This window comes from Pseudoalteromonas sp. P1-7a, from assembly GCF_001401855.1.
Classification (GTDB): Bacteria; Pseudomonadota; Gammaproteobacteria; order Enterobacterales; family Alteromonadaceae; genus Pseudoalteromonas.
In genome coordinates this window covers 36,993-45,378 of record NZ_LKDU01000032.1, presented here as the reverse complement: position 1 = coordinate 45,378, position 8,386 = coordinate 36,993, and the positions used below count along the sequence as shown (strand labels likewise).

At 41.7% G+C, this 8,386-nt stretch carries 8 protein-coding genes and 2 tRNA genes; 2 read left to right on the top strand and 8 right to left on the bottom strand.

Going from position 1 to position 8,386, the window contains the following annotated elements; translation table 11 throughout:
- Positions 1-2: 2 nt before the first annotated feature.
- From AN389_RS16610 to lolB, 8 genes are all read right to left on the bottom strand, one after another.
- Positions 3-84: transfer RNA gene (locus AN389_RS16610), tRNA-Leu, on the bottom strand.
- Between the two features lie 66 nt (positions 85-150).
- A tRNA-Met gene (locus tag AN389_RS16605) sits at positions 151-227 on the bottom strand.
- 744 nt (positions 228-971) lie between these two features.
- Positions 972-2,063, bottom strand: a complete 1,092-nt coding sequence (ychF, locus tag AN389_RS16600; RefSeq protein ID WP_055018915.1) for a redox-regulated ATPase YchF — start codon at positions 2,061-2,063, stop codon at positions 972-974.
- A gap of 33 nt (positions 2,064-2,096) precedes the next feature.
- Entirely contained in the window at positions 2,097-2,681 is a 585-nt protein-coding gene (pth, locus tag AN389_RS16595) for an aminoacyl-tRNA hydrolase (RefSeq protein WP_082422814.1), read from the bottom strand.
- 18 nt (positions 2,682-2,699) lie between these two features.
- Positions 2,700-3,314, bottom strand: a complete 615-nt coding sequence (locus AN389_RS16590) for a 50S ribosomal protein L25/general stress protein Ctc (protein WP_055016466.1) — start codon at positions 3,312-3,314, stop codon at positions 2,700-2,702.
- Between the two features lie 151 nt (positions 3,315-3,465).
- Positions 3,466-4,413, bottom strand: coding sequence for a ribose-phosphate pyrophosphokinase (locus AN389_RS16585; RefSeq protein ID WP_004588832.1), 948 nt, complete (start codon positions 4,411-4,413; stop codon positions 3,466-3,468).
- A 90-nt stretch (positions 4,414-4,503) separates the two neighbouring features.
- Positions 4,504-5,361, bottom strand: coding sequence for a 4-(cytidine 5'-diphospho)-2-C-methyl-D-erythritol kinase (ispE, locus tag AN389_RS16580; protein ID WP_055020284.1), 858 nt, complete (start codon positions 5,359-5,361; stop codon positions 4,504-4,506).
- A 2-nt stretch (positions 5,362-5,363) separates the two neighbouring features.
- Positions 5,364-5,951, bottom strand: a complete 588-nt coding sequence (gene lolB, locus AN389_RS16575; protein WP_082422816.1) for a lipoprotein insertase outer membrane protein LolB — start codon at positions 5,949-5,951, stop codon at positions 5,364-5,366.
- 83 nt (positions 5,952-6,034) lie between these two features.
- On the opposite strand from lolB, the gene hemA reads away from it, so the two are divergent.
- Both hemA and prfA read left to right on the top strand, forming a co-directional pair.
- Positions 6,035-7,291 carry a glutamyl-tRNA reductase gene (gene hemA, locus AN389_RS16570; RefSeq protein ID WP_171042088.1) on the top strand — a complete coding sequence of 419 codons (1,257 nt, stop codon included), beginning with the start codon at positions 6,035-6,037 and terminating at the stop codon, positions 7,289-7,291.
- A 7-nt stretch (positions 7,292-7,298) separates the two neighbouring features.
- A complete protein-coding gene (prfA, locus tag AN389_RS16565; protein WP_055016470.1) occupies positions 7,299-8,384 on the top strand; it encodes a peptide chain release factor 1 in 1,086 nt (361 codons plus the stop codon).
- Positions 8,385-8,386 lie beyond the last annotated feature (2 nt).

The following is an 8,386-nucleotide window of genomic DNA, read 5'->3' as shown; positions in this document are numbered from 1 at the left end:
GGTGCGGAAGGAGAGACTTGAACTCTCACATCCTAAGATACTGGAACCTAAATCCAGCGCGTCTACCAATTCCGCCACTCCCGCATTTTCACTTTGAATAATCAAAGGAAGGTAGTTATTTTAAGCTCTTTATTGAGCAACAAAAGAAAATGGTGGCTAAGACGGGATTTGAACCTGTGACCCCATCATTATGAGTGATGTGCTCTAACCAGCTGAGCTACTTAGCCATCTCTTTTGTTATCACTTCATCGCTGAGTGCGGGGCGTATTATGCTGATATGACCCAAATCCGTCAACACCTTTTTTGCAAAAAAACACTTAACAGGGTTTGTTTGCAGGAAAATTAAGCTAAGAGACTAAATTTTAATAAAATTGCTGTTTTTTTAACTGCAAATCAACTGCCAAAGTACACTAAGTAATAACAACTTAAAACCGTTAATACAAAAATTGCTGAGTATTTCAGTAGTCGTTTTGCGATCAAGACGTATTAAAGCCTAAGTTTATTGCGTATTTTAGCTATTGAATGAAGCTATGATACTTAACAACTAGGCTATGTAATCATTTTAAGCAGGCATAAGCTGCGCTAATTGCGCTAAAAGTTACATATGAATCACCGTGGCGACAGTTGGTAGGGCAATTTGCTTATTATAGATACGTATTTCTCACGTCAAATAGAGTATTTAACATAGCTCGTTAGTAAAATAGTAAATCGTAACAATACTTAATCATTTTGCGGACTAAATGTGTTGCTATCTGTGTTAACAAATTCTCTTTTAGAGCAACTAAATAGAATTTTTTGCCTAGCTATTAACACGTTTATCCATCCTCAAAATAGATCTCTTAACTAAGCAAAGTGGTATCAAAAGCCAAAAGTGATTAAGGCCGTTTAATTTTTGGATAAAACCTTACTTGTTACAGGCATAAAAAAACCCGCATTAAGCGGGTTTTTATAAACAGGTTGTTTAAGTGTAATTATACGTTAAACAAGAAGTTCATTACATCGCCATCTTTAACAATGTACTCTTTACCTTCTTGACGCATTTTACCTGCTTCTTTAGCGCCACCTTCGCCGTTAAAGGCAATGTAGTCGTCATAAGCAATGGTTTGTGCACGAATAAAGCCACGTTCAAAGTCGGTGTGAATTTTACCAGCCGCTTGCGGTGCTGTTGCACCGACTGGAATAGTCCAAGCGCGTACTTCTTTTACACCTGCAGTGAAGTAGGTTTGCAAATGTAGTAGCTCGTATCCACCACGAATTACTCGGTTTAGGCCTGGTTCGTCTAAGCCTAGGTCAGCCATAAATTCAAGCTTGTCTTCTTCATCTAGTTCAGAAAGCTCAGACTCAATTGCTGCACACACCGGAATAACAACCGCGTCTTCAGACTCTGCAATAGCGCGCACACGATCAAGGTGTGGATTATTTTCAAAGCCATCTTCAGCTACGTTAGCTATGTACATGGTAGGTTTAATAGTTAAGAAGTTAATTGAGCTAATTGCTGCTTTTTCTTCTTTAGTAAGCTCTAAAGAACGAAGTGTTAAGCCTTCGTCTAAATGTGCTTTAACTTTTTCAAGTACTGCATTTTGCTCTTTAGCGTCTTTATCGCCGCCTTTTGCTTTTTTAGCATTACGGAAAATGGCTTTATCAGCACTGTCCATATCGGCAAGTACTAATTCGGTATTGATAACGTCAATATCGTCAGCAGGGTCAATAGTGCCTGCAACGTGGATTACGTTTTCGTCTTCAAAACAGCGAACTACATGGCCAATTGCATCCGTTTCACGGATGTTTGCTAAAAATTGGTTTCCTAAACCTTCACCTTTTGATGCGCCTTTTACTAAACCAGCAATATCAACAAATTCCATACTAGTAGGTAGAATACGTTGAGGATTTACAATTTTTGCTAGCTCGTCTAAGCGAGGATCGGGTACCGGTACTACACCTGTGTTAGGTTCGATGGTACAAAAAGGAAAGTTAGCGGCTTCAATACCCGCTTTAGTTAGTGCATTAAAAAGCGTTGATTTACCAACATTAGGCAAGCCAACGATGCCACATTTAAAACCCATAGTAAGATACCTTGTTAAGATTCGTTTAAACGATTATGGTTTAAAAGAATGTAGTCTGTTTTGTGCTTTTAACACACCATCTTTTGCAAGTATTTCCATACAACGAACTGCTTCATCAACCGCTGCATCCATTTTTTCTTGGTCTTCTTTGGGGGCTTTTCCAAGCACCCAACCTGTGACCATTTCACGATGCCCTGGATGACCGATACCTATGCGTAAGCGCATAAAATCTTTTTGGTTTGCCATTTTTGCAATAATGTCTTTTAAGCCATTATGACCGCCATGGCCGCCGCCTTTTTTAAGTTTGGCAACGCCTGGGTCTAAATCCATTTCGTCATGGGCAACGAGTATGTTTTCCACGGGGATTTTGAAAAAATTGGCTAAACTACCGACCGCTTTACCACTTAAGTTCATGTAGGTGGTGGGGATCAATAATTTGAATTCTTGGCCCTGGATGATCACTTTGCCAGTTAGGCCGTGATATTTAGGATCGTGTTTGAGCGTGCAGTTGTAGCGTGCTGCGAGTTCTTCAATAAACCAAGCACCTGCATTGTGGCGTGTGTTTGCGTATTCGGGGCCTGGATTAGCCAGGCCCACAAGCATTTGAATAGAATTCAAGGTGCAAGACCTTAAATATTATTCAGCAGCGTCTGAAGCTTCTTCTTCAGCTGGAGCTGCTTTGTTAGCTTTGATAGTTACTACTGACAGGTCGTGGCCTTCGCCTTTACCTAGCTCAACAGACTGAACGCCTGCAGGAAGCTCAAGGTCAGAGATGTGAACTGAATCACCAACTACTAAGTTAGAAACGTTAACTTCAACGAATTCTGGTAACGCTTTAGGAAGACAAGAAATCTCAACTTCAGTTAACTGGTGAACAACAGTTGCGCCAGCTTTAGTTACTACTTCTTCACCGATGAAGTGAAGAGGAACTTTAGTTACTAGTTTGTGAGTTGCATCTACACGTTGGAAATCAAGGTGAGTGATTTTTGGCTTGAATGGGTGACGTTGAATATCTTTTAAGATAGCTTCAACAGACTCGCCGCCAACATTTAGCGTAAGAATGTGCGTGTAAAAACCTTCGCTTTCTTGTGCTTTGATCATGTCTTTATGAGCAAGAGTAAGCGATACCGCTTCTTTATCTGCACCGTAAAGGATAGCAGGTACTTTGTCTTCGCGACGTAGGCGGCGGCTCGCACCAGTACCAGTTTCTACGCGAAGTTCAGCGTTGTAAGTATAAGTTTCGTTAGACATAATGTCTCCAATAATTAAAAGTGTTAGGGCCTTTGCGACCAAGGTCCCTACCCAAAAGGCGCGCTATCATAACACCACCCCCCGATAAAATAAACAACACATACAAAAAAAGCGCCAAAAGGCGCTTACATGTTCAAGCAGATGCGTGATTTTAGTGTTCAAACATCGCTGAAATAGATTCTTCATTGCTGATGCGACGAATTGTTTCGGCCAACATGTCAGCAAGTGTCAGTACTTTTACTTTATCAAGCGCTTTTAATTCATCAGATAACGGGATTGAGTCAGTTACAATTACTTCATCGATTACTGAGTTACGGATGTTCTCTGCGGCTTTGCCCGATAAAATAGGGTGTGTTGCATAGGCAAATACGCGTTTAGCACCATGTTCTTTAAGTGCTTCTGCGGCTTTACATAAGGTACCACCGGTATCAATCATATCATCTACAATAATACAGTCGCGCCCTTCAACATCACCAATAATATGCATTACTTGAGAAACGTTTGCTTGCGGGCGACGTTTATCAATAATAGCAAGGTCTGTATCGTGAAGTAGTTTTGCAATAGCGCGGGCACGCACTACACCACCAATATCTGGTGATACTACAACAACGTCTTCAAACTCACGCTCTTCCATATCTTCAAGTAGTACAGGGCTACCAAATACGTTATCTACTGGTACATCAAAGAAGCCTTGGATTTGCTCGGCGTGTAAATCAACCGTAAGAACGCGGTCAACACCTACACTTGATAAGAAATCGGCAACAACTTTAGCGGTAATTGGAACGCGCGCAGAACGTACTCGACGGTCTTGACGTGCATAACCAAAATAAGGAATAACGGCCGTAATACGACCTGCTGATGCACGACGTAGAGCATCAACCATAACAATAAGTTCCATTAGGTTATCGTTAGTAGGGGCACAGGTTGATTGCAAGATAAAAACATCCGAGCCACGAACATTTTCATTTATTTGAACACTGATCTCACCGTCGCTAAAACGGCCAACAACAGCATCGCCTAATTCAATATACAAACGTTTTGCAACTTTTTGAGCTAACTCAGGTGTTGCGTTACCAGCGAAGAGCTTCATGTCAGGCACGGTAGGGTTCCTCAGGCACTGAATTTTTGGACTAACGGGTAAATAGGTAAAACCTACTACGCGTTAACTTATGATTACTTGTACGTTACTTCATTGATCGAATATGGCGGCAAGCTCCGTATGAGCAGGTGAGACATTTGTGCTTGAAGCAACAAAACCCTGCCAAGTATGGGGGAGGTTATCAAGTACATCTTGTGCTTGAACTTGGCTAGCAAATTCGACAAAACAACATGAACCTGTTCCGGTCATCTTCGACGGGGCGTATTTTAGCAACCACTGCAGGGTTTTTTCAACCTCGGGGCAGAGCTTTTTAACTAAAGGCTCACAATCATTGGTTAATTTGTGGGTTCGCCAATCACCTGAAATTTTTGGTGTGTCGCGTTTTAAATCTGGATGGGTGAATATTTTAGCGGTACTTACATGTTGATTAGGGTGTACTACACAATACCATTTTTGCGCTAATTCTACGTCCACCAACTGTTCGCCAATACCGTGCGCTATGGCGCTTTTACCACGAATAAATACCGGTACGTCGGCACCTAATTGCAAGCCTAGGTTGGCTAATTCATCGATGCTTAGCTGAGTATCCCACATTTTATTAAGCGCAAGTAACGTGGTGGCAGCATCTGACGAACCGCCACCAACACCGCCGCCCATAGGCAGGCGTTTAATTAGATTTATTTTCACACCTGATGAAATACGACAATGTTTTTTAAGTAATAAAGCAGCTTTATAGATGAGATTATCGCAATCTGCTATGTCTTTAGTATCACCCGTTACTAAAATAGTAGCGCTTTTATTAGCAGAAAATTCGAGTGTGTCTCCAAAATTTAAAAAGGTGAATAAAGTTTCTAGTTCGTGATAGCCATCATCACGACGCGCGTTGATGTGTAAAAATAAGTTGAGTTTTGCCGGCGCAATGACCGAAAAAGCCGTTTGAGTATTCATGCTTAATTAAACTGCCAATTGTAGAGTTGAATTTTGATTTTAATTTGCTGGTGTTTTAGCGTGACGTTGCCGGGGACCCAAAAGCCACCTTGCTGTTTATAGTTTGAATACGTTATTTGCCATTTTTTATTCGTGTTATCGTACCAGATAACTTGTTGTGCACGGCCAAGTTCGTCTACTTTTAATGTTTGTGAGGTTAACGTGCCTTTTAACCAGTTATCAGCGTTATCAACAGGTAAATCAAAACCGGTTAAGCGTTTTAATAATAACGCAGCGTTAGTATCCGTGTATGTTTTATCGTCGTAATCAAGTAGCGCACCTGTGCGAGTTTGTTTTAACGACAATATACGTGTACCAATAAACGTAGTGAGCACTAAGTTGTTTTGTTTTTCGTCTTGTTGCCAATTTAAGTTTGCAGATTGTCGCTCATCAGGACTTATAAACGCTAACTTACCTTGAGCTTGCCAGGTTTTTTGCGCCGCTAAGCGAGGTTTCCAATCATCGTAAAGCGTTGTTTTTGTATCAATTTTGTGGGCGCAGCCCGCTAAAAACAGAAAAAGAGTGAATAAAATTAAATAATGTCTAATCAAATGTTGTTCCTTACTTTCCATATTCCGCTGATTTTTGGTAAAATTGCCGCCTTTAAAGTAGGGCGCAGCAATATTTGGCAAATATGACCATCATAGCACTTGGTATTAATCACAAAACCGCATCCGTAGAATTACGTGAAAAAGTGGCTTTTTCGCCTGAGCAAATGTCTGAGGCGCTCCAGCAATTAAGCGGTCATGCCGACTTTAACGAAGCCGTTATTGTATCTACCTGTAACCGTACCGAAATCTATTGTAGCCTTGAGCAGTCAAATTCCCAAGCATTGCTAGCGTGGCTTGCCAGTTTCCATGGCCTGGATGAACATGAACTGAGCAAAAATATATATTGCCACCAAGGTGATGCTGCTATTAATCATTTAATGCGTGTTGCGTGCGGCTTAGATTCATTGGTATTGGGTGAGCCGCAAATTTTAGGGCAAATTAAGCAAGCTTACCATAGCGCTAAAACACATGATGCTGTAGGCGTTAAGTTTGATAGGTTGTTTCAAAAAACCTTTTCGGTCGCTAAGCAGGTTCGTACTGACACCGATATTGGTGCCAGTGCTGTGTCGGTGGCGTTTGCTGCGGTTAATTTAGCAAAACATATTTACGGCAAGCTTGATAAAACCAATGTGTTATTAATTGGTGCCGGCGAAACAATAGAGCTTGTCGCTAAACATTTATACCAAAATGAGCCGCAACAAATTACGGTTGCCAATAGAACCATTGAGCGTGCACGCGGTTTGGCACAAGAAGTGTCGGCCGATGTGATTGCGCTGGCGCAGTTACCTGAACGTTTGCACAAAGCCGATATTGTTATTAGCTCAACAGCCAGTACGTTACCAATTATAGGTAAAGGGGTAGTAGAGCAAGCATTAAAACAGCGCCGCCATAAGCCTATGCTGTTTATTGATATAGCTGTACCGCGCGATATAGAAAGCCAAGTAGGCGAGCTTGATGCGGCCTATTTATATTCCGTTGATGACTTACAAGCCATTGTAAGTGAGAATATGGCCGCGCGTGAACAGGCAGCACAGCAAGCACAATTAATAATAAGCGAGCGCGTAAAAGAATTTGAAATGTGGGTTCGCTCTCTCGATTCGGTTGACTTAATTCGCCACTACCGAAACGACGTACAAACCATTAAGTCTGAACTTGTTGAGCGGGCGGTTAGTCAGCTAAATACAGGTAAAGATGCAGAAAAAATTATATTAGAGTTGGCCAATAAATTAACCAACCGCTTAATGCACGCGCCTACCCGTGCAATTCAAGATGCGGCTAAAAAAGGTGAAGTGGCTCAACTAACTCAGTTGAAAAAAATGTTAGGTATTGATCAGGAATAACAGTTAAATGAAAGAGTCTGTATATCGTAAATTAGAAACCTTAGTAGAACGCTACGAAGAAGTACAAGCGCTACTGAGCGATCCGTCGGTCATTAGTGATCAAAACCGCTTTCGTGCTCTTTCAAAAGAATACTCTGAGCTTGAAGAAATTGTAAAAACATTTTTAGCATACCAACAAGCACAAGACGACGTCGCCACTGCTGAAGAAATGCTAAAAGATTCAGATCCCGATATGCGTGAAATGGCGCAAGAAGAATACAAAGAAGCTAAAGCGCAAATTTTATCGTTAGAAGATGAGCTACAAGTGCTTATGCTTCCTAAAGATCCTAAAGATAACAACAATGTATTTTTAGAAGTACGTGCCGGTACTGGTGGTGACGAAGCGGCTATTTTTGCAGGCGATTTATTTAGAATGTACAGCCGTTACGCTGAAACACAAAAATGGAAAGTGGAAGTGGTGAGCACCAATGAAGGTGAACACGGCGGCTACAAAGAAGTTATCGCAAATATTAGCGGCGAAGGCGTGTACGGTAAGCTTAAGTTTGAATCGGGCGCTCACCGTGTACAACGTGTACCAGAGACTGAATCGCAAGGGCGTGTACATACCTCTGCGTGTACGGTAGCAGTAATGGCTGAAATTCCAGAAGCAGAAGCCATTGAAATAAACACTGCTGATATAAAAGTAGATACATTTAGAGCCTCGGGTGCCGGTGGACAGCACGTAAATAAAACCGATTCTGCAATTCGTATTACTCATATTCCAACAGGTGTGGTGGTTGAGTGTCAGGATGAGCGTTCGCAACACAAAAACCGTGCTAAAGCGATGTCGGTGCTTTCTGCGCGCTTACAGCAGGCCGAAGATGAAAAACGCCAAGCCGAAGAAGCTTCTGAACGTCGTAATTTAGTGGGAAGTGGCGATCGCTCAGAGCGTATTCGTACTTACAACTACCCGCAAGGGCGTATTACCGATCACCGTATTAATTTAACGCTTTATCGCTTAAACGAAGTGGTAACTGGTGATTTAGGCGCAATTATTGACCCATTAATGCAAGAGCATCAGGCCGATTTACTTGCCGCCATGGGCGATGAGTAATT

Coding starts and splice junctions, on each gene's coding strand:
- ychF (WP_055018915.1), bottom strand. CDS start 2,063: ATGGGTTTTAAATGTGGCATCGTTGGCTTGCCTAATGTTGGTAAATCA.
- AN389_RS16590 (WP_055016466.1), bottom strand. CDS start 3,314: ATGTCTAACGAAACTTATACTTACAACGCTGAACTTCGCGTAGAAACT.
- ispE (WP_055020284.1), bottom strand. CDS start 5,361: ATGAATACTCAAACGGCTTTTTCGGTCATTGCGCCGGCAAAACTCAAC.
- hemA (WP_171042088.1), top strand. CDS start 6,035: ATGACCATCATAGCACTTGGTATTAATCACAAAACCGCATCCGTAGAA.
- prfA (WP_055016470.1), top strand. CDS start 7,299: ATGAAAGAGTCTGTATATCGTAAATTAGAAACCTTAGTAGAACGCTAC.